This window comes from Allobosea sp. NPDC003192, assembly GCF_050275675.1.
Classification (GTDB): domain Bacteria; phylum Pseudomonadota; class Alphaproteobacteria; order Rhizobiales; family Beijerinckiaceae; genus Allobosea.
Genome location: NZ_JBNNPK010000015.1, coordinates 52,387 through 75,283, shown reverse-complemented (window position 1 = coordinate 75,283; position 22,897 = coordinate 52,387). Strand labels below are relative to the sequence as shown.

General features: G+C 67.4%; 21 protein-coding genes. 10 read left to right on the top strand and 11 right to left on the bottom strand.

Annotated features, from left to right (window positions below):
- The first annotated feature begins 45 nt into the window (after positions 1 to 45).
- The 3 genes from ACQKLX_RS19780 (at position 46) to ACQKLX_RS19770 (ending at position 2,423) form a co-directional block, all read left to right on the top strand.
- Entirely contained in the window at positions 46 to 1,368 is a 1,323-nt protein-coding gene (locus tag ACQKLX_RS19780) for a methyl-accepting chemotaxis protein (protein ID WP_427363269.1), read from the top strand.
- Between the two features lie 85 nt (positions 1,369 to 1,453).
- Complete coding sequence (locus ACQKLX_RS19775; protein WP_427363268.1) at positions 1,454 to 2,068, top strand: LysE family translocator; 615 nt, start codon at positions 1,454 to 1,456, stop codon at positions 2,066 to 2,068.
- Position 2,069: 1 nt separating this feature from the next.
- Positions 2,070 to 2,423: a cupin domain-containing protein gene (locus ACQKLX_RS19770; RefSeq protein ID WP_427363267.1), complete on the top strand. Its 354-nt coding sequence runs from the start codon at positions 2,070 to 2,072 to the stop codon at positions 2,421 to 2,423.
- A gap of 3 nt (positions 2,424 to 2,426) precedes the next feature.
- Here ACQKLX_RS19770 and ACQKLX_RS19765 read toward each other — a convergent pair whose 3' ends face one another.
- Both ACQKLX_RS19765 and hrcA read right to left on the bottom strand, forming a co-directional pair.
- Complete coding sequence (locus tag ACQKLX_RS19765) at positions 2,427 to 3,035, bottom strand: ankyrin repeat domain-containing protein (RefSeq protein ID WP_427363266.1); 609 nt, start codon at positions 3,033 to 3,035, stop codon at positions 2,427 to 2,429.
- A gap of 44 nt (positions 3,036 to 3,079) precedes the next feature.
- Positions 3,080 to 4,162, bottom strand: a complete 1,083-nt coding sequence (gene hrcA, locus ACQKLX_RS19760) for a heat-inducible transcriptional repressor HrcA (protein ID WP_427363265.1) — start codon at positions 4,160 to 4,162, stop codon at positions 3,080 to 3,082.
- Between the two features lie 138 nt (positions 4,163 to 4,300).
- On the opposite strand from hrcA, the gene rph reads away from it, so the two are divergent.
- The 4 genes from rph (at position 4,301) to ACQKLX_RS19740 (ending at position 8,273) form a co-directional block, all read left to right on the top strand.
- Positions 4,301 to 5,017 (top strand): ribonuclease PH, encoded by a 717-nt coding sequence (gene rph, locus ACQKLX_RS19755; RefSeq protein ID WP_427363264.1) that lies wholly within the window; start codon positions 4,301 to 4,303, stop codon positions 5,015 to 5,017.
- Positions 5,018 to 5,021: 4 nt separating this feature from the next.
- Positions 5,022 to 5,669, top strand: a complete 648-nt coding sequence (rdgB, locus tag ACQKLX_RS19750) for an RdgB/HAM1 family non-canonical purine NTP pyrophosphatase (protein WP_427363263.1) — start codon at positions 5,022 to 5,024, stop codon at positions 5,667 to 5,669.
- The gene (gene hemW / locus ACQKLX_RS19745) at positions 5,666 to 6,868 is read left to right on the top strand and encodes a radical SAM family heme chaperone HemW (protein ID WP_427363262.1); all 1,203 of its coding nucleotides are present in this window, start codon (positions 5,666 to 5,668) and stop codon (positions 6,866 to 6,868) included. The genes rdgB and hemW overlap by 4 nt, the downstream gene beginning before the upstream one ends.
- A 181-nt stretch (positions 6,869 to 7,049) precedes the next feature.
- A complete protein-coding gene (locus ACQKLX_RS19740) occupies positions 7,050 to 8,273 on the top strand; it encodes an SMP-30/gluconolactonase/LRE family protein (protein ID WP_427363261.1) in 1,224 nt (407 codons plus the stop codon).
- A 12-nt stretch (positions 8,274 to 8,285) separates the two neighbouring features.
- Here the strand turns inward: ACQKLX_RS19740 and tsaE are convergent, their stop codons facing one another.
- The 8 genes from tsaE to ACQKLX_RS19700 form a co-directional block, all read right to left on the bottom strand.
- Positions 8,286 to 9,896 carry a tRNA (adenosine(37)-N6)-threonylcarbamoyltransferase complex ATPase subunit type 1 TsaE gene (gene tsaE, locus ACQKLX_RS19735; RefSeq protein WP_427363260.1) on the bottom strand — a complete coding sequence of 537 codons (1,611 nt, stop codon included), beginning with the start codon at positions 9,894 to 9,896 and terminating at the stop codon, positions 8,286 to 8,288.
- Positions 9,893 to 12,367 (bottom strand): sensor histidine kinase, encoded by a 2,475-nt coding sequence (locus ACQKLX_RS19730; protein WP_427363259.1) that lies wholly within the window; start codon positions 12,365 to 12,367, stop codon positions 9,893 to 9,895. Before ACQKLX_RS19730 ends, tsaE begins: the two co-directional genes overlap by 4 nt.
- Positions 12,368 to 12,810: 443 nt before the next feature.
- Positions 12,811 to 14,211: an adenosylhomocysteinase gene (ahcY, locus tag ACQKLX_RS19725; RefSeq protein ID WP_427363258.1), complete on the bottom strand. Its 1,401-nt coding sequence runs from the start codon at positions 14,209 to 14,211 to the stop codon at positions 12,811 to 12,813.
- Positions 14,212 to 14,448: 237 nt separating this feature from the next.
- Positions 14,449 to 14,781 (bottom strand): HPr family phosphocarrier protein, encoded by a 333-nt coding sequence (locus tag ACQKLX_RS19720; protein WP_427363354.1) that lies wholly within the window; start codon positions 14,779 to 14,781, stop codon positions 14,449 to 14,451.
- 17 nt (positions 14,782 to 14,798) lie between these two features.
- Positions 14,799 to 15,200 carry a PTS sugar transporter subunit IIA gene (locus tag ACQKLX_RS19715; protein ID WP_137883100.1) on the bottom strand — a complete coding sequence of 134 codons (402 nt, stop codon included), beginning with the start codon at positions 15,198 to 15,200 and terminating at the stop codon, positions 14,799 to 14,801.
- 105 nt (positions 15,201 to 15,305) lie between these two features.
- Positions 15,306 to 15,758: an HPr kinase/phosphorylase gene (locus tag ACQKLX_RS19710; RefSeq protein WP_427363257.1), complete on the bottom strand. Its 453-nt coding sequence runs from the start codon at positions 15,756 to 15,758 to the stop codon at positions 15,306 to 15,308.
- On the bottom strand, positions 15,755 to 17,548 hold the full coding sequence (locus ACQKLX_RS19705; RefSeq protein ID WP_427363256.1) for a stimulus-sensing domain-containing protein: 1,794 nt from the start codon (positions 17,546 to 17,548) through the stop codon (positions 15,755 to 15,757). The genes ACQKLX_RS19710 and ACQKLX_RS19705 overlap by 4 nt, the downstream gene beginning before the upstream one ends.
- Before the next feature lie 64 nt (positions 17,549 to 17,612).
- Positions 17,613 to 18,314, bottom strand: a complete 702-nt coding sequence (locus ACQKLX_RS19700; RefSeq protein WP_427363255.1) for a response regulator transcription factor — start codon at positions 18,312 to 18,314, stop codon at positions 17,613 to 17,615.
- Between the two features lie 149 nt (positions 18,315 to 18,463).
- Here ACQKLX_RS19700 and ACQKLX_RS19695 point away from each other — a divergent pair, with 149 nt between their 5' ends.
- From ACQKLX_RS19695 to ACQKLX_RS19685, 3 genes are all read left to right on the top strand, one after another.
- Positions 18,464 to 19,213, top strand: coding sequence for a HugZ family pyridoxamine 5'-phosphate oxidase (locus ACQKLX_RS19695; RefSeq protein WP_427363254.1), 750 nt, complete (start codon positions 18,464 to 18,466; stop codon positions 19,211 to 19,213).
- Positions 19,214 to 19,421: 208 nt separating this feature from the next.
- Positions 19,422 to 21,032 carry a phosphoenolpyruvate carboxykinase gene (locus tag ACQKLX_RS19690; RefSeq protein ID WP_427363253.1) on the top strand — a complete coding sequence of 537 codons (1,611 nt, stop codon included), beginning with the start codon at positions 19,422 to 19,424 and terminating at the stop codon, positions 21,030 to 21,032.
- Positions 21,033 to 21,067: 35 nt separating this feature from the next.
- Entirely contained in the window at positions 21,068 to 22,078 is a 1,011-nt protein-coding gene (locus ACQKLX_RS19685; RefSeq protein ID WP_427363252.1) for an Lnb N-terminal periplasmic domain-containing protein, read from the top strand.
- A 55-nt stretch (positions 22,079 to 22,133) separates the two neighbouring features.
- Here ACQKLX_RS19685 and ACQKLX_RS19680 read toward each other — a convergent pair whose 3' ends face one another.
- Complete coding sequence (locus tag ACQKLX_RS19680; protein WP_427363251.1) at positions 22,134 to 22,874, bottom strand: M48 family metallopeptidase; 741 nt, start codon at positions 22,872 to 22,874, stop codon at positions 22,134 to 22,136.
- Between the last annotated feature and the right edge of the window lie 23 nt (positions 22,875 to 22,897).

Genomic DNA, 22,897 nt, shown 5'->3' with positions numbered 1-22,897 from the left:
TGAGCTGAGCCCGAGAGGGCTGTTTAACCATTTCGCGCGACACTCATGACGATGCATCCGTCGCAGCCGTCCTTCACCGAGGCTGAAGCCGTGATCGCCAGCCGACTGCTGACGATCCTGGAGCCGCATTTCGACGCCTCGGTGCACAGGCTCTATGCCAGGACGTTCAGCCGGGATCTCAACCAGCTCGACGTCGCCTCCGACGAGCAGGTGAAATACCGCAAGCTGTTCAGGCTCGAGCTCGACGAGCGCTATCGGCTGGCGAAACTGCGCATCGTCGGCCGCGCCAATAATCGCGACATCCTGCTCGCCGACTACCCGCAATTCTTCCTCGAGGATTTCTCGAACTTCCTCGCTGTCCTGGTCGCGCGCTGGAAGCGGCGCTGGGGACCGGTCGACGAGGCCTTGCGCGTGTTCTGCAAGATCATGCTCACCGACATCTCCTTTTCACTCGCCTGTTTCGACGATGCGCTCGAAAGTGACGTCGACGATCGCCTCGGCGTACTCGAACAGTCCTTTCGCGATGGCATCGGCGAGCGCATCTCGGCAATCGAGGCGAGCATGGGAGATGTCGCCGGCTTCTCGGGCCAGCTCTCGACCAAGGCCGGCGCGACCTTGTCGGCCTTGTCCGGCACGCAGGAGCGGCCCGAGCAAGTCGCCGCCTCCGTCGCCGAGATCGTCGCAGCGACGCGCCAGTTCGAGCTCGCCAGCGCGCGCATCTCGCAGGAAACAGCAGGGTCGAGCCGCGCTACCCAGGCGGCGAATGCCGAATGTCATGCGATCAGCGGCAGCGTCGCCCTGCTGCAGCAGGCCAGCGACCGCATCGGCAGTCTGGTCGAGCTGATCCGCAGCCTCGCCGCGCAGACCAATCTGCTGGCGCTCAACGCCACCATCGAGGCTGCCCGCGCCGGCGAGGCGGGCAAGGGCTTCGCCGTGGTCGCGGCCGAGGTCAAATCGCTGGCCACGGCCACCAACAACGCGACCGAGACCATCCGCCAGGGCGTCGGCGAGGTCGTCGATGCCGGGCGCGCCATCGGCGAGGCGGTGCGCGGGCTCGGCCAAACCATGCAGACGCTGCAGGACAGCGCCGGCGTCGTCGCCGAGTCGGTCGCCGGGCAGGCCAACCATATCCGCTCGATCGCCGAGCGGGCCGAAAGCTCCTCCTCAGGCGTCGATGCCATCGCCCGCGATGCCGCATTGGTCGAAGGCCTCGCTCGCGAGGCGGCAGCGCTCGCCCGACAGGTCGATGACCGCGTCCGGGCGACCTCGTCGCAATCGCTGGCGCTGGAGCAGTCGATCGGCGATTTTCTCGGTGCGATGGCGAAAGCACGCGCCGAGAAGCGCGGACGGATCCGCCAAGCCGGCTGATCCCTCCCATCACGCAAGGCGATGGGACAGGTCCGGCGCTGGCTGCTAGTCTACCCAGCAAGCCAATATCAGGGAGCAGCGCCCCATGGATCTCGCCGGGCTTCTGGTTTTCGCCGGTGTCTATTTTCTCGCCGTCGCCTCGCCGGGACCGGGTATCGCCGCGATCGTGGCGCGCTCGCTCTCGACCGGATTCCGGCGCGCCGTGCCCTTCGTGCTCGGCATCGCTGCGGCCGACTTGATCTGGCTGACCTTCTCGGCGCTCGGCCTGACGCTGCTGATGCAGAGCTTCCACGGGCTCTTCCTGGCGATCAAATATGCCGGCTGCGCCTATCTGATCTATCTCGCCTGGAAGCTCTGGACCGCGCCGGTGAAGAGCCTGGAAGACCAGCCGGCGGCGCGCGGCGAGGGCCTACGCCTCTTCCTCGGCGGGGTCGCGCTGACGCTCGGCAATCCCAAGGTGATGGTGTTCTTCGTCTCGATCCTGCCGCTGGTCGTCGACCTCAAGGCGCTGACGCCGCTCGCCTTCGTCGAGGTCGCGGTGCTGACCATGCTGATCATCAACACGACCCTGCTCGGCTATGCCTATGCCGCCGACCGGGCGCGGCGCCTGGTCGCCAGCCCTGCCACGATGCGCCGGATCAACCGCATCACCGGCGGCGTGATGGCGGGGGCTGCGGCGGCGATCGCGACGCGCGGCTGAGATGGCGGACACGACAGCGGAAGCACGCGCCATTCGTCGCGAGGACTGGACCGAAACGCCGGGCGAATGGCATGGCGAGGTGCAGGACTTCGGCGGCAAGGTCTCGCTGATCTTCGTCCGGGCCGAGCCCGGCAAGGGGCCAAGGCTGCACAGCCATCCCTATCCCGAGACCTTTATCGTGCGGGCCGGGCGGGCGCTCTACACGATCGGCGAGCGGGAAATCGAGGCCGGGCCGGGCGAGATCATGGTGGTGCCGGCCGGCGTGCCGCACAAGTTCCGCAGCCTTGGGCCGGATGTGCTGGAATCGATCGACATCCACGCCAGCGAGCGCTTCATCACCGACTGGCTGGAGTAGAGCTCAGCGCCCGCCGGCCGCGGCAATCAGTTTGGCGACCTCGCTCTGGCCGCGCTTGCGGGCATGCTGCAGCGGGCTGACGCCGTCCCTGTCGGCGAGATTGGGGTCGGCGCCGGCATCAAGCACGAGCTTGGCGACCTGCTGGTGGCGCGAGCCGCCATCGCCGAGGATCACGATCTCCAGAAGGCAGGTCCAGCCGAGATTGTTGACGTGGTTCACGTCGACGCCTGATGTCAGCAGCAGCTTGGCGGTCTCGACATGGGCGCGCTCGCAGGCCGGGATCAGCGCATTGCCGCCATAGCGGTTGCGGATGGTAAGATCGGGCTTGAACGGCAGCATCGCCGCGATGATCTCCGCGCGGCCGCTGGCGCCGGCGAGCAGCCAGGGCGTGTCCTGGTTCGCTGTCTGGGCGTTGGGACTGGCACCTGCCGCCAGCAGCGCCTTGGCGACAGCGACATGATTGCCGGCGACGGCGAGCAGGAGCGGGGTCTGGCGCTGGCCGTCGCTCTGTTCGAGATTTGCCTTGGCAGCGATCAGTCGATTCACGGCGGCAAGATCACCACGCCCCGCTGCTTCGAGCAGGCCGGTTTGCGCCTCGCTTGCTCCGGTCATCAGCAGCACTCCCGCCAGGAACGCGGCGGCACGCAGCAGCCGCCTCATCGCCCGCTATCGAGCAGCCGCCCGACCACCTTGGCGGTGTAGTCGACCATCGGCACGATCCGGGCATAGTTCAGCCGGGTCGGGCCGATGATGCCGACGACGCCGACGATGCGCTGGCCGCCATCGCGGAAGGGCGCGGCGATGATCGAGGAACCGGACATCGAGAACAGCTTGTTCTCCGAGCCGATGAAGATGCGTACGCCATCGCCGGCCTCGGCCCGGGAGAGCAGGTCGATCAGTTCGGTCTGCGTCTCCAGATCGGCAAAGAGCAGGCGGATGCGTTCGAGGTCCTCCTGCGCCTTCAGATCCTCGAGCAGATTGGCCTGGCCGCGCACGATCAGATGGCGGTCGCCGGAAGGACCTGAGGTCGTGGCGATGCCGGTCTCGACCAGCCTTGCGGTCAGCTCATCGAGCTCCCGCTCCATCTGGGTGCGACTGTCGGCGATCTCGCGGCGCAGCTCATCGAGTGTCTTGCCGACGATGCGGGCATTGAGGAAGTTGCCGGCCTCGACCAGCGCCGACGCCGGCAGGCCAGCCGGCAGCGCCAGGATGCGGTTCTCGACCGTGCCGTCATCGGCGACGAGCACGGCGAGCGCCCGGCCGGCATCGAGCCGAACGAACTCGATATGGCGCAGGCGCGCATTGGCCTTGGTGGTGACGACGACACCGGCGCCGCGCGACAGGCCCGAGAGCAAGGCCGAAGCCTCGGTCAGCGTCTGGTCGAGCGAGCGGTTGCTGGCGGCCGCCCTGATCTGCGCCTCGATGCGGGAACGCTCGTCGGAGGTGAGGTTGCCGACCTCCATCATGCCGTCGACGAAGAAGCGCAGCCCCCGCTCGGTCGGCAGGCGCCCGGCCGAGGTGTGCGGCGCATAGATCAGCCCGGCCATCTCCAGATCGGTCATGACATTGCGCACCGTCGCCGGCGACAGCGCCATCGGCAGCAGGCGGGCGATGTTGCGCGAGCCGACCGGCTCGCCGGTGGTCAGATAGCCGTCGACAATCTGGCGAAAAATCTCGCGCGAGCGCTGGTCGATATCGACCAGGCCGCCGGGGGATTCCGGGCGGGTATGGGCGCTCATTCCCTAGCGAACAACCTCGATGCCATCGCCCATTGTCCCCGGTGGGCGTAGCGGGATCAAGTCCCATGCCCTGCTCGCCTTGCCGCACTCCGCTTAAGCGCCTACAAGCCGCGGACTCCGGAACACAGGATTGGCACGATGAGACCCTCGAAGCGCGCAGCCGACGAGATGCGCAAGGTCACGCTGGAACGTGGCGTGGTGCGCTATGCGGAAGGCTCGTGCATGGTCACCTTCGGCGAGACCAAGGTGCTCTGTGCCGCGACGGTCGAGGAAAAGGGGCCGCCCTGGCTGCGCGGCACCGGCAAGGGCTGGGTCACCGCCGAATATTCGATGCTGCCGCGCGCCACGCATGAGCGCACCCGCCGCGAGGTCACCTCCGGCAAGCCCTCGGGCCGGACGCAGGAGATCCAGCGCCTGGTCGGGCGCTCGCTTCGCGCCGTGGTCGACCTGACCGCGATCGGCGAGCGCCAGATCGTCGTCGACTGCGACGTTCTGCAGGCCGATGGCGGCACCCGGACCGCCTCGATCACCGGCGCCTGGGTCGCATTGCACGACGCGCTGAAATGGATGGAGGGGCGCGGCATGCTGAAGGGCGCCAATCCGTTGAAGGATCATGTCGCGGCCGTCTCCTGCGGCATCGTCGCCGGTAATCCGGTGATCGATCTCGACTATGTCGAGGATTCCGGCGCGCAGACCGACGCCAATTTCGTCATTACCGGTGCAGGCGGCCTCGTCGAGGTGCAGGGCACCGCCGAGGGCGCGCCCTTCTCCGAGGAGGAACTGCTGGCCCTGCTCAAGCTCGCCAAGGGCGGCGTCGGCAAGCTCGTCGCCTTGCAGAAGGCTACGGTGGCCTGACGCCATGAGCGAACCCCGCCTCCTCACCGGCAAGGTCGTGATCGCGACCCACAACCAGGGCAAGCTGCGCGAGATGCGCGAGCTGATGGCGCCCTATGGGATCGAGCTGGTCTCGGCAGGAGAGCTCGGCTTGCCCGAACCGATCGAGGACGGCCACATGTTCGCGGAGAACGCCGCGATCAAGGCAGTCGCGGCGGCCAAGGCCTCCGGCCTGCCGGCACTCGCCGATGATTCCGGCGTCTGCATCGACGCGCTCGACGGCGCGCCCGGCCTGTTCTCGGCCAACTGGGCCGGCCCGGGCAAGGATTTCGCCCCGGCCCTGGCCCGCGTGCAGGCCGAGCTTGCAAAGCGCGGCGCGACCACACCCGAGCAGCGCAAGGCGCATTTCGTCTCGGCTCTGGTGATCGCCTGGCCCGACGGCCATCAGGAATTGTTCGAAGGCCGCGTCTTCGGCACGATCGTCGAGGCGCCGCGCGGGACCTCCGGCTTCGGCTACGACCCGATCTTCCAGCCGGCCGGTCATGACAAGACTTTCGGCGAGATGACGTCGGAGCAGAAGCACGGCATCCCGCAGGACGGCTCGCCCGGCCTGTCGCACCGGGCCCGCGCCTTCCATGTGCTCGCCGCCGCCTGCCTGAGGAAGCCGGCTTGAGCCCTTCGGCAGCCCTTGCCGCGCGGCCCGGCGTGCCGGCCCATCCGACCGCGGATGCCGGCTTCGCCGTCTATGTGCATTGGCCGTTCTGCCTGGCCAAATGCCCCTATTGCGACTTCAACAGCCATGTCCGGCACCAGCCGCCGGACCAGGCCCGCTACATCGCCGCCTTCCGCCGCGAGATCGCCCAGCGGGCTGAGCTCGCGCCCGGACGCACGGTCTCCTCGATCTTCTTCGGCGGTGGCACGCCCTCGCTGATGGAAGGAAGCACAGTCGGCGCGATCCTCGATGCCATCGGCGAGCATTGGGCCGTCGCTTCCGATTGCGAGGTCTCGCTGGAGGCCAACCCGACCAGCGTCGAGGCCGGGCGCTTCCGCGATTTCCGGGCGGCGGGCGTCAACCGCGTCTCGCTCGGGGTGCAGGCGCTGAACGATACCGACCTCAAGGCCCTCGGCCGGATGCATTCGGCGCAGGAGGCGCTCGATGCAGTCGCGATCGCGCGGCGCTATTTCGAGCGCTATTCCTTCGACCTGATCTATGCCCGCTCGCCGAACCAGACCCCGGCGCTATGGCAGGCCGAGCTCGAGCTGGCGATCAGTCATGCCGCCGAGCATCTTTCGCTCTACCAGCTCACCATCGAGCCCGGTACCGCCTTCGAGCAGCTCTACAAGGCCGGCAAACTCGCCATTCCCGATCCCGATGCGGGCGCCGCGCTCTACGAGCTGACGCAGGAGATCACGGCCAAGCACGGCCTGCCGGTCTACGAGATCTCGAACCATGCCCGGCCGGGCGCTGAGTGCCGGCACAATCTGGTCTACTGGCACTACGGCGAATATGCCGGCCTCGGGCCGGGCGCCCATGGCCGGCTGGTGACCGCCGATGGCCGCTACGCACAATCGACCGAAAAGCGCCCCGAAGCCTGGCTGGAGCGGATCGAGGCCGGGACCGACGCGCTGGTCGAGAACGAGAAACTCTCGACCGAAGCCCAAGGCGACGAATACCTGCTGATGGGCTTGCGGCTCGTCGAAGGCATCGATCCCGACGTGTTCGAGGGGTTGGCCGGCCGCAAGCTCAACGGCAACCGCATCGGCAGCCTGATCGGCGAGGGCTTCCTCGCCCGCAAGGCCAATGGCCGCCTCGCCGCGACGCCGGAAGGCGCGCTGCTGCTCGACGCACTGGTCGCCGATCTCGCAGCCTGAAGACCGGTCACGGCAGCGATTTCCGGACTCGGTATCATTAAACCGATTTAGATCGATGAGAAGCCCTGTTGGAGCAGGGCTCGCAATGTCGACATGGCAGCCTTCCGCCACGTCACCGCCTCAATCGGCGCTCCCGATGCCCGGGTAAGAACGGCTTAAGTTCAACCTAGGGAGGTCACCAATGCAGCGAAACAGCATCGATGAATCACGTCCCGCATTCTCACGCCGCCGCCTGTTGCAGGTCGCGGGGGCAGGAGCGTTAGCCGCGGCCGCCGATACGGCCCTGGCACAGGCTCCCGCCGCCCGGCCCGGACCGCCGAGCACGATCACCACGCCGCCGCGCGATTTCAGCCGCAGCGGTGCGCCGACCACCTATTTCTGGGATCCGGATGTCATCGCGGTCGATCCAGCTTTCGAAGGGCTGGCCCAGCCCAATGCCGCGATCCAGCGGCTCTGGACCGGTGCCCTCTGGGCAGAGGGGCCGGCCTGGAACGCGCAGGGACGCTATCTTGTCTGGAGTGACATCCCGAACAACCGGCAGATGCGCTGGCTCGAGGACGATGGCCGCGTCAGCGTCTTCCGCACGCCGTCGGGCAACAGCAACGGCAACAGCTTCGACTTCCAGGGCCGGCAGCTCTCCTGCGAGCACCTCAACCGCCGCGTCGTCCGCTACGAGCTCGACGGATCGGTGACGATCCTCGCCGACAAGTTCGACGGCAAGCGGCTGAACTCGCCCAACGACGTCGTCCAGCATCCCGACGGCAGCTACTGGTTCACCGACCCGCCCTATGGCGGCCAGCTCTATGAGGGCGCACCCGACGCGGCCGGAGGGCCGAGCAATACGAGCGGCAAGATCAATCCCCGCCTCGGCCAGCCGCCGGAGATCGGCTTCTACAAGCGCGAATTGCCGACCAACTGCTACCGCATCGACCCGAGCGGTCGGGTCGACCTCGTCGTCACCGAGAGCCAAGTGCCCGATCCGAACGGGCTGTGCTTCTCGCCGGACCACAAGAAGCTCTACATCGCCTCGACCGGCAAAGGCCCGGGCGACACCGGCCCCGGCGGCAAGGGCGATATCCACGTCTTCGATGTCGGCGCCGACAACAAGCTCTCCAACGGCAAGTTGTTTTCGGACTGCATGGTCGATGGGGTGAAGTGCGGGCCGGACGGTTTGCGCTGCGACGTGCAGGGCAATCTCTGGGCCTCCAGCAATGCCGGGCGTGCCGTCGGCTATAATGGCGTGCTCTGCTTCAACCCGGAGGGCAAGCTGATCGGCCGCATCCGGCTGCCGGAGGTCTGCGGCAATGTCTGCTTCGGCGGGCCGAAGCGGAACCGGCTGTTCATGGCGGCGAGCCAGTCGATCTATGCGGTCTATCTGGGCACGCAAGGCGCCGGGCCGGGCTGACAGGCGCCCGGCTCAGCCCTCATCTTGCTCGGGCCGGTCCTGCTCCGCGGGGCCGGCCTCAGCGTTCACACCCGGTTTCTCCTGCCCGGCATAGAGCTTAGGCAGATAGGTCTCGTACCAGGCCTTCAACTCGGCGAGCGCCGGCTGTTCGAGGTTGCGGCGGAGATAGGCCTCGATCCGCGGCAAATGCTTGAGATAGCCGGGCTTGCCATCGCGGCGATCGAGCCGGGCGAAGATGCCGGCGATCTTGGTGTTGCGCTGGGCGCCGAGGATCGCATAGGCGCGGGCGAAGCCCGCCAGGTCGAATCCCGCATCGGTGCCGCGCCGCGCCCCGGCATAGGCGGCGAGCAGGCGCAGTTCCAGCGCCGCCGGCACGTCGACACGGGCGTCCTGGCCGAGCGAGACGAGGTCATAGGCGGGGTGGCCGAGCACGGAATCCTGGAAATCGATCAGGCCGAGCCGGGCATGGCCGACGCGATCGGGCAACCAGAGCAGGTTCGGCGAGTGATAATCGCGCAAGGTCCAGGTCGCCGGCGTCTCGAAGAGTTCGTCGAAGAGCTTCTCCCAGATGCGGCTGAACTCGGCCCGCGTCACCGCCGGTAGGGTGACCCCGGCAATGTGCGGGGCATACCAGTCGAGCACCAGCTCGGTCTCGATGGCGAGCGCCTCGCGATCATAGTCCGGCAGGACATGGTCGCGTGCCTCCGCAACCGGCAGGATGGTTGGCAAGGCATGCCGGTGCAGTTCAGCAAGCAGGCGTGCGGCGGCCTCGTATCGGTCGGGGATCGGCCCATCCGAGCCGACCACCGGCTCGGCGCCCAGGTCCTCGATGATCAGCAGGCCGGTGACGAGGTCCTGCGCCAGGATTTCCGGGGCTGAGAGGCCGAGCGAGCGCAAACCCTTGTCCATGGCGACGAAGGCGTCGACGGACTCCGCGAGATGGGCGATGGCGCTGTAGGGCTTGCCCTGGCGGATCGCCGGCCCGTCCGGGCGCGGCGGCGAGATCATCAGGATCGCGGTCTCGCCGGAGGGCCTGATCAAGCGTTCATAGGCACGGCTGGAGGCATCGCCGAGCATGAATTCGCGCTTCGCTTCGCTCCAGCCGGCCTCGTCGATCAGGCGGCGGGCGCCGATCGCGAGCGACAGCCGCTGGCGCCAAAGCACGCCGCCGGAGAGCGTCGCGATCCGGCCCTGCTCTGGATTTTCGGGATCGACCTCCAGCACGATGTCGAGCCGCCTTCCCGCGGGCAGGCGCGTGCCGGCGCGATCGGGCCATTCGACGATGGTGACGGCGAGATCGAGATCCTCGATCAGCCCGATATCGTCGAGCTCGTCGGGAGAACGGACGCGGTAGAGATCGGCGTGGAGCAGGAGCCCGCGCGGACTGTCATAGCTCTGCACCAGCGTGAAGGTCGGGCTCGGCGCTTCCAGAGCCGCATCATCAGCGAGGCGGCGCAGCATGGCCCGGGCCAGCAGCGACTTGCCGGCGCCGAGATGGCCGGAGAGCGCGACGATGTCGCCGGTCTTGAGGATATCGGCGATGTCCTCAGCCAGCCGCGCCGTCGCGGCCTCGTCCGGCAGGATGACGGTATGCGTGCCCGCACGCGCGGCTTCGTCGCTCATTCGGCAGCGTCCGAGATGCGCATGCCCTCAGGCGGAAAGACGGCGGTGACGCGCGTGCCCTGGCCCAGCGCGGAATCCAGCTCGACCCGGCCGCCATGCAGCTCGACGATCGAGCGGACCATCGACAGGCCGAGCCCGACGCCGCGATGGCGTGATCCCAGCGAATGGCTCTCGAAGCGGTCGAACACCTTCTCCTTGACCTCGTCCGGGATGCCGCGGCCCTCGTCGGCGACGGTGATGCGAATCTCGCCGCCGAAGCGGCCGGCGCTGACGCGGATGGTCTGGCCGGGCTGCGAGAAGCCGATTGCGTTGGAGAGCAGGTTGAAGAGGATCTGGCGCAGGCGCTTGGGATCGGCGCGCAAGGGGCCGGTCTGGGGCGCGATGTCGACCTGCAGCCTGAGCTTGCTGTCGGCGAGGCGATCCTGCAGCCCGGTCGCGGCCTGGGCGATGCTCTTGGCGACATCGACCTCCTCGAGATCGAGGGCGAGCGCACCATTATCGATCGAGGCGAGGTCGAGAATGTCGTTGATGATGGCGAGCAACGCGCCCGACGAGCGGACGATGTGGCCGGCATAGTCGCGCTGCTTGTCGTTGAGCGCACCGACGGTCTCCTCGCCGAGCAATTGCGCGAAGCCGATGATGTTGGTCAGCGGCGAGCGCAGTTCGTAGGAGACGTGGTGGACGAACTCCTCGCGCAGCCGCGAGACGCGTTCCAGGGCGTCGTTGCGCTCGGTCAGCGCGCGCTCGACGTTCACGCCGGCGGTGACGTCGGCGAAGGTGATCAATGTCGCGCCGTCGGGCAGCGGCGCGGCGGTGCAGTCGAGCACCGTGCCGTCGCGACGCTCCATATGGCAGCGATAGTCCTCACGCGCATCGCGCACGCCGGCGACCGCGCTGCGGATCTCCGTCCAGACGGCGTCGTCCGGGAAGAGCGGCCGGCTCAGGGTCACGACCTCGTCGATATGCGGCGCCGCGGCGGCACGCTCGGGCGAGAGCTTCCAGAGCTGGGCGAAGGCCGGGTTGGAGAGCTTGAGGCGTCCGTCCGAACCGAACACGGCGACGCCCTCACGCAGCGAGTCGAGCGTCTCGCGCTGGGTGCGCGACAGCGCGTTGAAACGCGATTCCAAAGTGAAGCGCTCGGTCTCGTCGTCGAACAGATAAGTGACGCCGCCCTGCGGGTTCGGGCTGGCGACGACATGGACGGTGCGCCCGTCCGGCAGATACCACCAGTCCTCGCTGGCGCGGGTCGCGGTATAGGCGGCGTGGACCTGGGCCTTCCAGGTCCGGTAGTCGCCGAGCTCGGGCAGGCGCCGTTCGGTGCGCAGCCGATCGAGGATCTCGCCATCGCCGGGGCTCGAATCGAGGAAGCCGGAATCGAGCGACCAGAGCGCCTCGTAGCCGCTGTTGCGATAGACCAGGCGCTGCGAGGCGTCGAAGACGGCGACGCCGGTCTTCAGCCGGTCGAGGGTGCGCACATGCGCGTCCATCTGGCGCTGCAGATCGGCGCGGACCGCCTCCAGCTCGCTCATATCGGTGGCGATGCCGGCATAGCCGGACGGCGTCGGCGTCTCCATGATGTCGACGATCCGGCGCTGGCCGGCCATGACGACAGGGGCGCGGAGCTGGAAGACGCGGCCGTCCTTGCGAGCCTTGGCGGCGGCCTCGCGCTCGCTGCGGTCGAATAGGTCGAGCCCGGCGGTGACGGCCTGCTGGCCGTCGGCGGCCTCGACGGCTCGGGCATAGGCCGCGTTGACCCAGGTCAGGCGGCCGTCGGTCGCGCGCATCCAGACCGGCTGAGGCACGCCGGCGAGCAAGGTCGTGAGCGCGGCATGGTCGCTGGCGAGCTTGCCGAGCTCGTCCTCCAGCGCCAGCGCCCTGGCCCGCTCGCCGCCGACCTCGCGCAGGCGGATCACGGCGCGGCCGGCGACCGGCCGCCCCTCCGCATCGACAAAACGTCCGGCCTTGGCCTTGAAGGTGAAGGCGAAGGCCTCGCCGCGCTCCTTGAGGGCTTCGGTCGCAAGCTCGAGGCGCTTGGCCTCGGCCGGCGGCGCCCAGGTGCCATAAGCCAGCGCCGGGGCGGAGCCACCTATGCCGAGGAAGCCGCTATCGCCCTCGACCATCGGGCTCGCCTTCGGCCCATCCCAGCTCAGAACGACCTGCCGGTCCGTCGCGAGCAGGGCGCTGAGCCGTTCCTGATGGCCTCGCGTCGCCTCCAGGCCGGCTGCCAGCTCGCCTTCCCGCCTCGTCCAACGCGAGCGCTCGCGAACATAGAGGATCGAGGTGGTGGTAGCGAAGACGACGAGCCCGACGAAGATCAGCGAAAGGCCGCCGGCACTGAGCCAGTCGGGCCGCAAGGGCAACAGCGCCTCGGCCTGCGCGAGAGCGGGAGCCGGCGCGACGCCGGCAAGCCCGGGCAGAAGGAAGCGGACCGCTCCGTTCATCTCCCGCCCGACCTGCCTTGCCCGTCTCATTCTCGCATCCGTCCTGTTCCAGGCCCGTGATCCGGCCCTCATCGGCGGGATCTCATCAACGCGGCAGCCGGCCATGGCTCCCTCGAAGGACCCACGCCCGCAACTCGCAAAGCCACCGCTGCACGAAACCGGACGCCGCGTGCAAAGTCTGCCGGCAGCCCGAATCAGTGCCACTGTAATCACCGCAGGACTCCGGCAGGAAGTGCTTAATCGACAGTAAAGGTCGAATGGCGGCGGCCGCGCTCGGCCTCATCGCATCAGCATCAACAAGTTGATGCCGATCGGCTCAATGCATCTATTAGTAGCGCTCGGAGCAGCAAACCGACCGCAGATGCAAAAAGCCCGGCACGAGGCCGGGCTTCTTCTGGGTGGCGCCTGGGCCCGGAGGCGGACTCCGGCGGCGCAGCGTCGCTTCGCCGGCCGCAGCGGCCAGGCAGCGCCTGTCAGTAGCGATAGAGTTCCGGCTTGAACGGGCCGGCCTGCGCGACGCCAATATACTTCGCCTGGGCCTCGTTGAGCTTGGTCAGCTTGGCGCCGACCTTGGCGAGGTGGAGCGCCGCGACCTTCTCGTCGAGGTGCTTGGGCAGGGTGTAGACCTTGTTCTCGTACTTGCTGTGGTAGTTCCAGAGCTCGATCTGGGCCAGGGTCTGGTTCGAGAACGAGCAGGACATCACGAAGGACGGGTGGCCGGTCGCGTTGCCGAGGTTCACCAGGCGGCCTTCCGAGAGCAGGATGATGCGCTTGCCGTCGGGGAACTCGATCTCGTCGACCTGCGGCTTGACGTTGTCCCACTTGAAGTTCTTCAGGCCGGCGACCTGAATCTCCGAGTCGAAGTGGCCGATATTGCAGACGATGGCGCGGTGCTTCATCGCGCGCATATGGTCGACGGTGATGACGTCGAGATTGCCGGTCGCGGTGCAGAAGATGTCGGCGCGCGGAGCGGCCTCCTCCATGGTGACGACCTCGTAGCCCTCCATCGCCGCCTGCAGGGCGCAGATCGGGTCGATCTCGGTGACGAGGACGCGGCAGCCGGCCTGGCGCAGCGAAGCAGCCGAGCCCTTGCCCACGTCGCCATAGCCGGCGACGACCGCGACCTTGCCCGACATCATCACGTCGGTGCCGCGGCGGATGGCGTCGACCAGCGACTCCCGGCAGCCATAGAGGTTGTCGAACTTCGACTTGGTGACGCTGTCGTTGACGTTGATCGCCGGGAAGGGCAGGCGATTGGCCTTGGCGAGCTCGTAGAGACGGTGAACGCCGGTGGTGGTCTCCTCGGAGACGCCCTTGATCGCAGCGCGGGTCTTGGCGAACCAACCCGGATTGTCCTTGAGCTGGCGCTTGATCAGCTTGAAGAAGATCGTCTCTTCCTCATTGCCGGGCTTGTCGAGGAAGGCGGCATTGCCGGCCTCGGCCTCGGCGCCGAGGATGATCAGCATGGTCAGGTCGCCGCCATCGTCGAGAATCATGTTCGGCGTGCCGCCGTCGCCCCAGGTCGCGGTGCGCAGCACGTACTCCCAGTACTCCTCCAGGCTCTCGCCCTTGATGGCGAAGACCGGGGTGCCGGTGGCGGCGATAGCCGCGGCGGCGTGGTCCTGGGTCGAGAAGATGTTGCAGGACGACCAGCGGACGTCGGCACCGAGCTCCTTCAGGGTCTCGATCAGCACGGCGGTCTGGATGGTCATGTGCAGGCAGCCGGCGATGCGGGCGCCCTTGAGCGGGGCCTTGCCCTTGTGCTCGGCGCGGATCGCCATCAGGCCCGGCATCTCGTCCTGGGCCATGTTGATTTCCTTGCGGCCGTAATCCGCGAGGCTGATGTCCTTGACGACGTAATCCTGCTTCGACACGGGGGCGCTCCAATCGATCGTGCTTTGAATGACGGCCGGCTCTCTAGCAGGGCCGCCGCCAGAAGGCAATCAAAGATATAAAGATGTCTTTATATCAACCCTGAAGCAGAGCTGGACAGCGCGTCATGCTCGGGCTTGCCCCGAGCATCTCGTGACGATGGGGGTACGTTGGCACCTCGTCTGAAAGAGATTCCCGGGTCTGCGCTGCGCTCCGTCCCGGGGAGGACGGTCGGAGAGCTATTCCCCCTCGCCGAATCTGTCGGCGACGAGCGCGCCCAGCGCCTGCAGCGCGTCCTTGGCGTCGGCGCCCTTGGCGACCACGGTGATGGTCGAGCCGATGCCGGCGCCCAGCGTCAGGATTCCCATGATCGAGGTGGCACCGACCGTCTCGCCGCAGCGGGAAACCGTGATGTCGGCGTCGAACTGGCTGGCACATTGCACGAATTTCGCCGTGGCGCGGGCGTGCAGGCCCTTCTTGTTGACGATCTGGAACTCGCCATAGACGGCGCCGGCCGGAATCTCGACCTCGTTGCAGTCGCAATCCTCGTCGCCGATCTCTTCCTCGCGCATGCCTTGCACGCCGAACCTCATTTGCCCGCGAGAACGCGACTGGCGACCGTAATGTATTTTCGCCCAGCATCCTGCGCGCTGCTGACGGCTTCGTCGAGAGTCTTCTCCTCGCGCACGCTGGCGAGCTTGATCAGCATCGGCAGGTTGATACCGGCGACGACGTCGATCCGGCCCGGCTCCATCACCGAGATGGCGAGATTGGAGGGCGTGCCGCCGAACATGTCGGTCAGGACGATGACGCCGCTGCCGTTCTCGACCTGCTCGACCGCCGCGATGATGTCACGACGGCGCCCCTCCATATCGTCATCGGGGGCGATGGCGATGGTGGCCAGGTTGGCTTGCGGGCCAACGACATGCTCGAGCGCGGCGCGGAATTCCGTCGCCAGGTGCCCATGCGTGACAAGCACGAGTCCGATCATTCAGTCCCACCGAAGAGCGCCCATCGGCGCCCGGACAAGGTCGCGGTTTATGCGGCAGGTGCGAAAGATAGGCAAGGCGCTTGTCTCGAACTCGTCGAAGGCAATTCAATCAGAGCCCGCGAAGAGCGCAAGTGCGGTCAGTATCAGACGTTCGTCGCCAGCCTTCGGAAGCAGGGTCAGCCGCGGCAGGGTGACGCCGACGATGGTCTCGACCAGCGCTTCGGGTTCCGGCATGCGCTCAGGCTCGGCGCCGCAATCGATCACCAGGCGGATCACCACGGTTGCGAGATGGGGCTCGGGGGTCAGGCCGAGACCGCGGCGCTCGATCACGCCCTCGATCGGCGGAACCGGCGCGGCGAGGAGACGGCCGGCGCGGGCGGCGATCTCGGTCCGATCGTCCGCGACCAGCCGGGCGAAGCGCCCCTGTGATCGCGCCAGGCCGATCAACGCCAGCGCCAGGCTCGACTTGCCGGCACCCGACGGGCCGCGGATCAGGATGCCGGCCTCGCCGACCACGACGGCGCTGGCATGCAGGCGAAGCGGAGGCGTTGCGGTCATGCCGGCTGCGCCGCCGCCGGCAGGCGCACGACGAAGCGGGCGCCGAGCCGCTTGTCCTCGCCCTCGGACTGCTCGGAGGCATAGCGGTTCTCGGCCCGGATGGTGCCGCGATGGGCTTCGACGATCTGGCGCGAGATCGACAGGCCGAGGCCCGAATTCTGGCCGAAGCCACTCTCCGGCCGGTCGGTGTAGAAGCGCTCGAAGATCCGCTCCAGCGCATGCGGCGGAATGCCGGGGCCGTCATCCTCGACGGTGAGCAGCACATCGCCGGCGACGCGCGAGAGCTTGACCTTGACCGGCTTGTCGGCCGGCGAGAAGGAGCGGGCGTTCTCGATCAGATTGACGAAGACCTGGCCGAGGCGGGAATCGTGGCCGAGCACGCGGAAAGGATCGCCGCCCGGGCGCTGGCCGCGCCGATCGACCGTAAGCTCGACGACCGGCTGGCCCTCGCGGCGGATCTGGTTCTGGACCGAGACGACCGCCTCGACGAGCTGGGCGACGTCGAGCGGTACGGCGTCGTCACGGGCGAGCTCGGCATCGAGGCGCGACGCGTCGGAAATGTCCGTGATCAGCCGGTCCAGCCGCTTCACGTCGTGGCGGATCACCGCGAGCAGGCGGCCCCGCGATTCCTCGCTTTTGGCCAGCGGCAAGGTCTCGACGGCGCTGCGCAACGAGGTCAGCGGGTTCTTCAATTCATGGGCGACGTCGGCGGCGAAGCGTTCGATCGCCTCCATGCGGTTGTAGAGCGCCTGCGTCATTTCGCGGAACGAGCCGGAAAGATGGCCGATCTCGTCATGCCGGCTGGAGAAATCCGGGATCTCCTCGCGCGACTTGACGCCGCGGCGCACGCGCTGGGCCGCGTCGGCGAGCTTGCGGATCGGCTCGGCGATGGTGCCGGCGAGCAGCACCGACAGGATGATCATCACGCCGGCGGCGACCGCGAAGACCTGGAAGATGGCATAGCGCTCGGAGGCGATGACGGCATCGATGTCACCGCCCTGCGTCGAGAGCAGCAGCGCACCGCGCACGGCCCGGAAGCGCTGCACCGGCACCGCCACCGAGACAATGGTCTCGCCACGGGTATTGACGCGCACCACGCTCGCCGGCGAGCCGGCCAGCGCCCGGGCGACCTCGGTGTAGGACTTGCCGTTGGCGTTGGCGAAGTCGTCATAGGCGGGCACGTCGGCCCGGCCGAGCCGGTTGCGGAACATGTTCCAGGTGCGTTCCAGCAGCGGCGGCTCGTCGCTCTCGCCGATGCGTGGCAGGTCGAGCCGCAGGATGTCGCCGCGCGAATAAAGGTTGCGCGAATCGAGCGTCAGCATCCCGTCCTTGTCGTAGATGCGGGCACGTGTCTTGGTCGGCGTCACCAGCCGACGCAGCAGCGGGGCGACCTTCTCCGGGTTGATCGAGAAGTCGAGCGGGTCCTCGGCGATGGCGCCGCTCTCGCCGGCCTGCATCTGCAGCAGCTTGTCCGGATCGATCGCGATCGTATCGGTCTCGACCGTGGCGGAGGCGGCGATGGCGCCGGCGATGATCTCGCCCTGCGTCAGAAGGCTCTGCACCCGCGCCTCGATCAGGCCCTCGCGAAACTGATTGAGGTAGAGGAAGCCGACGAGGAGGGCGACGAGGCCGGCGAGATTGAGAACGACGATGCGCCGGGTCAGGCTCGACGCAGCCCGGCCCGAGACTGCACGCGCCAGGCGCCGGCCGAGCAGGGCGGCGCGGCGGCGCAGCGTCAGCCCCGTCCGCGGCCCGCCGGGGCGGGCCCCCTCCTGTTCGATCGTCGCCATGAGCGGCTCATACCCTGTCCCGGCGCGTGCGCAAACCTGATGACTGGCCGCGCCAGGATGCTTCTCAGGTCTCCTTGAAGCGGTAGCCGACGCCGTAGAGCGTCTCGATCATGTCGAACTCGATATCGACCTGATTGAACTTCTTGCGCAGGCGCTTGATGTGGCTGTCGATGGTGCGGTCGTCGACATAGACCTCGTCGTCATACGCCGCGTCCATCAGCGCGTTACGGCTCTTGACCACGCCCGGACGCTGCGCCAGCGACTGCAGGATCAGGAATTCGGTGACGGTGAGCGTCACCGGCTCACCCTTCCAGGTGCAGGTGTGGCGCTCCGGATCCATCCGCAGCAGGCCGCGCTCCAGTGCCTTGGCGTCCTCGGTGCGGACGGTTGCGGTCGCATCGCGCGCGCCAGCCCGGCGCAAGATCGCCTTGACCCGCTCGACCAGCAGGCGCTGCGAGAAGGGTTTGCGGATGAAGTCGTCGGCGCCCATCTTCAGGCCGAAGAGCTCGTCGATCTCCTCGTCCTTCGAGGTCAGGAAGATCACCGGGAGATCGGATTTCTGACGCAGGCGGCGCAGCAGCTCCATCCCGTCCATGCGCGGCATCTTGATATCGAAGATGGCGAGGTCGGGCGGATTCTGCTTGAGCCCATCGAGGGCCGAAGCACCGTCCGTATAGGTCTGGATGCGATAGCCCTCGGCCTCCAGTGCGATCGAAACCGAGGTCAGGATGTTACGGTCGTCGTCGACCAGCGCAATGGTTGGCATAAGTTGTTCCGGCTCTTCGTGTCCTGGCGTTGCAATCAAAGAGGTCCACTCTCGCGCGAGAACGGCCAAAGCAAGGCTGCAATCTAGCCAAGCCAAGGCGGTTTCGCTACGTCTCGCCCAAGAAAACCCTTAAGACGGCGAAAAGTGCCATGGCGACCGATCCGATCAGGCCGACCGATGCCAGCGCGCGCGGACTTGCGCGCGGCCTCCTGCGCAGCGCGCGCTCGGCGTCCCTGGCGACATTGACGCCGGAAGGCCACCCTTTCGCCAGCCTGACCAGCCTGGCGACCGATGTCGACGGCACGCCGCTCATCCTGGTCTCCTCGCTTTCCGGTCATACCGGCAACCTCATTGCCGATCCCCGCTGCTCGCTGCTGATCGCGCCAGGCGGCAAGGGCGATCCGCTCGCCCATGCCAGGATCACGCTGCTCGCCACGGCCGAGAAGGTCGAGCGCGACAGCGATTTCGGCCAACGCGTGCGCCGCCGCTTCCTGGCGCGGCAGCCGAAGGCGTCGCTCTATGTCGATTTCCCCGACTTCTCGTTCTTAGCGCTGAAGCTCGCACGCGGCAGCCTGAATGGCGGCTTCGGCCGGGCCTATGAGCTCGAAGCCAGCGACGTGCTCAGTGACTGCTCGCAGGCCGCAGCGCTGATCGAGGCCGAGGAAGGCGCGGTCGAGCATATGAACGAGGACCATGCCGACGCGATCGGACTCTACGCCACCAGGCTGCTCGGCGGCGAGGAAGGCGCCTGGCGCCTCTCCGGCGTCGATCCAGATGGCGCCGACCTGATGCTCGGCGACAAGGCCCTGCGCTTGCCTTTCGACGAGCCGGTGACGACGCCGGATGCGTTGCGCAAGACCCTGGTCGCCCTCGCCGGCAAGGCCCGTGAGGCGGCCTGAGCGCGGCGATTCACCACAGCTGATTTTTTAAACGATTTAAATCCATCGCGGCCATTCGCGAGCCGGCCGCGTGACTTGAGCCGAAGTCGTCATCCGCCTAAAGAGCCCTCACTGCACCGGCCCATCGGGCCCACAGTGGGGTCCGCCCCCGCTCCAATCACGGCGCCGGCTTCATCAGGCGGCGGCTTCTCGGCAGGAGGAATTGCCAGTGGAGACCATCGGTCACGTCAACCCGAACCACGGCGCCGATACATTCGGCTTCCGTGGGCTCAAGGCGATCTACTGGAATTTCGAGGCGGCACGCCTCTACGAGCAATCGCTTGCCCGAGGTGAGTCCCAGATCGCCCGCGGCGGCGCGCTCTGCGCCGATACCGGCAGCCATACCGGCCGCTCGCCCAAGGACAAGTTCGTCGTCAAGGACGCGCTGACCGAGAAGAGCGTCTGGTGGGAGAACAACGGCGCGATCTCCTCCGAGCAGTTCGAGACCCTGCTCGGCGACTTCATCAAGCACGCCGAGGGCAAGGAGCTGTTCGCGCAGGACCTCTATGGCGGCGCCGACCCGGCCCACCGCGTCAAGGCGCGGGTCTTCACCGAATTCGCCTGGCACTCGCTGTTCATCCGCAATCTCCTGATCCGGCCCGAGGCCGGCGAGATCGCGGGTTACGTGCCCGAATTGACGATCGTCGACCTGCCGAGCTTCAAGGCCGATCCGAAGCGCCATGGCTGCCGCAGCGAGACCGTCATCGCGATCGACTTCTCGCGCAAGATCGTGCTGATCGGCGGCACTGCCTATGCCGGCGAGATGAAGAAATCGGTCTTCACCTATCTGAACTACACCCTGCCGGCCAAGGGCGTGGTGCCGATGCACTGCTCGGCCAATGTCGGCTCCAAGGACGACCCGGCGATCTTCTTCGGCCTCTCCGGCACCGGCAAGACCACCCTCTCGGCCGACCCCGACCGTACCCTGATCGGCGATGACGAGCATGGCTGGTCGAAGGAGGGCATCTTCAATTTCGAGGGTGGCTGCTACGCCAAGACCATCCGCCTCTCGGCCGAGGCCGAGCCGCAGATCTTCGCGGCCTCGCAGCGCTTCGGCACGGTGCTCGAGAACATCGTGATGGATCCGATCTCGCGCGAGGTCGATTTCGACAATGAGAGCAAGACCGAGAACACCCGCTCGGCGTATCCGCTCGACTTCATTCCGAACGCCTCGCGCACGGGCCGCGCCGGCACACCGAAGAACATCGTGATGCTGACCGCCGACGCTTTCGGCGTGATGCCGCCGATCGCCAAGCTGACCCCGGCCGAGGCGATGTACCACTTCCTCTCCGGCTACACCGCCAAGGTCGCCGGCACCGAGCGCGGGCTCGTCGGCGTGCAGCCGGAATTCTCGACCTGCTTCGGCTCGCCCTTCCTGCCGCGCCATCCGTCGGAATACGCCAATCTGCTGCGCGACTTCATCGCCAAGCACCATGTCGATTGCTGGCTGGTCAACACCGGCTGGACCGGCGGCGGCTACGGCACCGGCCGGCGCATGCCGATCCGCGTGACGCGCCGCCTGCTGACTGCGGCGCTCGACGGCTCGCTCAACCGCGCCGATTTCCGCCGGGATCCCTATTTCGGTTTCGCCGTTCCCACTTCGGTGCCCGGTGTCGAGCCGCACATCCTCTATCCCGTGAAGACCTGGGCTGACAAAGCCGCCTTCGCCGAGACGGCCAAGAAGCTGATCGGCATGTTCGCCGAGAATTTCGCGAAGTTCGAAGCCCATGTCGACGACGCCGTGAAGGCGGCCGCGCCGACAAGTTCGCTCGCGGCTTGAACGCAGCACATGTCTGCATGCTATGAGAGGCGGCGATGAGCCGCCTCTTTTTCGTTCTCCTGCAGATCCTGCTGACGCTCGTGGTCCTCGGCACAGCCGCCTGGGGCGTCGGGCTCCTGATCTTCCGCCTGCCCGGCGCCATCGGCATCACTGCCACGCTCGGCTTCGGCCTCGCCGCACTTGCCGGCGCCATCGGCATCTGGAGCGGCGCGCCGCGCCTGCCGCTCGCCTTCGCCGTGCTCTTCATCGGCCTGCTCGGCTGGTGGGCCGGATTGAAGCCTTCGCATGAGCGGAACTGGATTCCCGAGCTGGCCCGCCTGCCGCAGATGAGCGTCGCGGAGAACCGCCTGACGGTGACCAATCTGCGCCATTTCACCTGGCGTACCGAGAGCGACTACGACCAGCGCTGGGAGACCCGCAGCTACGATCTCTCGCGCATCCAGGGCGCCGATCTCTTCCTGTCCTACTGGTCGGGCGAGGCGATCGCGCATCTCCTGCTCAGCTTCACCTTCGCCGACAGCGAGCCGCTGACGATCTCGATCGAGATCAGGCGCGAACAGGGCGAGGAATGGTCGGCGCTGGCCGGCTTCTTCCGCAACTACGAGATGGCCTATGTCGTCGCCGACGAGCGCGACCTGATCGGCCTGCGTACCCAGGCGCGCGGCGAGGACACCCGCCTGTTCCGGCTCAACGCCACGCCGCAGCAGGCGCGCGACCTCTTGCTCGCCTATGCCGCCGACATCAACCGGCTGGCACAGCAGCCGCGCTGGTACAACACGCTGACGACCAACTGCACCACCGTGGTCTATCATCTCGTCGGCCAGGTCGCGCCCGGCTGGAAATTCTCGCTGCCGCTCGACCCGCGCGTGCTGCTCTCGGGCTATCTGCCCGGCTATCTCCGCGACATCGGCTCGGTGCGGCAGGACATGCCGCTCGATGAATTGGTCAAGTTGAGCCATATCGGCGAACGAGCGCGCAGCCTGAAGCCCGACAGCCCGGAGTTCTCGCGCGTCATCCGCGAGGGCGTGCCGACCGGCAAGCTTTGATATCGCATTTTCTTCACGCGAACCGGTACCCACTTCGCTCGAAAATGCTCACGTCTCAGCCATAGCCGTGCAGGCTCGCGCCATGGCGCTTGAGCCAGGCCTCCGCTTCCTCGGTGCGCGGACAGAGCTTGTGCGTCAGCGCCCAGAAGCGGTGCGAATGGTTCATCTCCCTGAGATGCGCGACCTCATGGGCGGCGAGATAGTCGAGCACCAGCGCCGGGGCGAGGATCAGGCGCCAGGAGAAGCTGAGATGCCCTTTCGAGGAGCATGAGCCCCAGCGGCTGGTGGTGTCGCGCAGCGTGATCTTGCGCGCGGGGATGCCGAGCACGGCGGTATGGGTGCGTACCGCCTTCTCCAGGTCGGCCAGCGCCTCGCGACGCAGGAAATCCGTGACCCGGCGCGCGACATGGGCCGCCTCGCCACAGACTGCGATGATCGGCTCGCCCTCGGCCGAGAGCGCAGCGCGTGTCACCCCGCGCACCTTGGTCCAATGCACGATGCGGTGCGGGACGCCGCGCAGCGGCACGACCGCACCGGGCTCGAAGGCGACGCCCTGCGGACGCTTGGCCATGCGCGCCGCGATCCAGCCGCCATGATTCTCGGCGAAGACGCGGCCGGTGGTGAAGTCGACGCGCTCGGGCAGGGTCAAGGTGATCTCGCCGGTCGCTTGCGAGACGCGCAAGGTCAGCCGACGCGCCGTCGAGCGCCGCCTGACGGTGACCGGGTAGAGCGTGCCGGCATGGGCGACCTCGATCCGGTCGGGATCGGGCTGGCGCCTGAACAGGGAGAACCGCATCCCGGCGATTGTGCGGGATTCGC